Annotated in this window: 2 protein-coding genes; both read left to right on the top strand. The window is 66.1% G+C overall.

The window, feature by feature from the left end; translation table 11 throughout:
* Positions 1 to 690: FecR domain-containing protein (locus JaAD80_RS29770; protein ID WP_180979678.1), on the top strand; the 690-nt coding region annotated here is incomplete at its 5' end.
* 233 nt (positions 691 to 923) lie between these two features.
* The coding region (locus JaAD80_RS29765) for a TonB-dependent receptor (RefSeq protein ID WP_146012640.1) at positions 924 to 2,032 on the top strand (1,109 nt) is incomplete at its 3' end.

Raw genomic sequence — 2,032 nt, 5'->3', positions numbered from 1 at the left:
CTGTGGCTGGCCAGCCAGTCGGCGCCGTGGCAGGCGTGGCGCGCCGCCATCCGCACGGCCCGGGGCGAAATCCGCCACATGAACTTGCCTGATGGCACGCAGCTGGTGCTCAATACGGACACGGCCATCGACGTGCGCTTCGACGCGCTGGCGCGTGCCGTCGTGCTGCATGCGGGTGAAATCCATATCGGCACGGCGCAGGACCGGGCCACGCCGGCGCGGCCATTCCTCGTGCGCAGCAGTAATGGCATCGTGCGCGCGCTGGGTACGCATTTCAGCGTGCGCCATGGCGGCACCTTGCTGGCACCGCGCACGCTGCTCAGCGTCAGCCAGGGCGCTGTTGAAGTCCTGCCGGCCAAGGCACCGCAAGCCGTGCGGCTGGTGAATGCGGGGCAGCAGGGCAGCTTCGATGACCTTGGCGTTTCCCCCCTGGCGCCGCTGGCGCCGCACGCGGGCGCGTGGCTGCGGGGCGTGCTGATCGCCGAGCGCATGCCGCTGGGTGAGGTGCTGGAGCAAGTGGGACGCTACCGCCACGGCGTGATCCGCTGCGATCCCGCGCTGGCAAGCATGCCCGTGGACGGCATCTTCCAGCTCAACGACACGGACAGAATCCTCGCCTTGCTGCAGCATTCGCTGCCCATACGCATGACCCGCCGCACGCGCTACTGGATCAGCGTCGACGCGGCTTGAGGCCTGCGCTGCACTTGTCGGCTTGCGCGTGGCTGCGCCCCGCTGAGCCGACCTATGGCTGCGCGGCTATTCAGAGTTGGCAGTTTGCTTTGGTAGGTCGGCTTGGCCCGCAGGGCGTAAGCCGACAGGCGGCGCCGGCTTGCACGTTATTTTCTGTTTGCCTGTCCCTTTTTCCGGCCTCCCTCGTCATAACAGGTAGAGAAGGAATCATCCGAACCACCGAAAGGGTAGACATGGCTTTGCAGCACCGTATCTTTGCACCAGCACGACTGACGCTCCATCCCACCACCGGCGCCGTGCGTGCCGCGCTGGTCCTGTTCCTCGCCGTGGGGGCCGCTGGCGCCACTTTGCCGCAGCTGGCGTTGGCGGCCGAAGCCAGCCAGGCGGCTGGCGTGCGCGACTACCAGATCCCCGCCGGCAGCTTGCGCCATGCACTGTCCTCGTTCGCCATCGCCGCAGGGATTAACCTGTCGACACAGGGCGTGGCGCTCGACGGCTTGTCGACGCCTGGCTTGCAGGGCAGCCATGGCGTCACGGCCGGCTTGCAAAAGCTGCTGCAAGGCAGCGGCCTCGAAGTGGCGGACAGTGGCAATGGCAACTACCAGCTGCGCAAAATGCGCAGTAACCTGGCAGATGGCGGCTTGGCCAGCATGCCGGCCGTCGTCGTCAGCGCCGAGGCCGACCGTGCCACGGAAGGCACCGGCCTATATACGGCGCGCAATCTGTCGACGGCCACGGGCTTGAACCTGTCGCAGCGCCACACGCCGCAAACGGTGAGCGTCATTTCGCGCCAGCAGATGGAAGATTTCGATTTGACCACCTTGCAGGACGTGGCCCGCGCCACGCCTGGCATCTATGGCAAGACACAGGGCGTGTCCGATCAGGAAACCACGTATTTCGCGCGCGGCTTTGCCTTGAGCCACGTGAATGTCGATGGCTTGCCGCTGGACGTCACGGGTTTCAACGAACGCAACGTCTCGGCCGACATGCTGATGTACGACCGGGTGGAAGTGGTGCGCGGCGCCACGGGCCTGATGGAAGGGGCGGGCGCGCCGTCGGGCAGCATCAACATGATACGCAAGCGCCCCACGGCCACGCCCTTGCTGAACCTGTCCGCCCACCTGGGCAGCTGGAAAGACAGGCAATTGACGGTGGACGCCAGCAATGCCCTGAACGAATCGGGCAGCGTGCGGGGGCGTGTGGCGGCCAGCTGGCGCGACAGCGACAGTTTTGTCGACGTGGTCAATAACAAAAAMAACAGCACCGTGTATGCGATCGTGGAAGCGGACCTGACGCCGTCAACCACGGCCGGCATCGGCTTTTCGCGCCAGCACAGCCGCAC

Origin of the sequence: Janthinobacterium sp. AD80 (genome assembly GCF_002878455.1) — a bacterium.
In the GTDB taxonomy this organism is placed as follows: domain Bacteria; phylum Pseudomonadota; class Gammaproteobacteria; order Burkholderiales; family Burkholderiaceae_D; genus Janthinobacterium.
The sequence above is the reverse complement of the archived record's forward strand: the minus strand, read 5'-3'. Positions and strand labels throughout refer to the sequence as shown.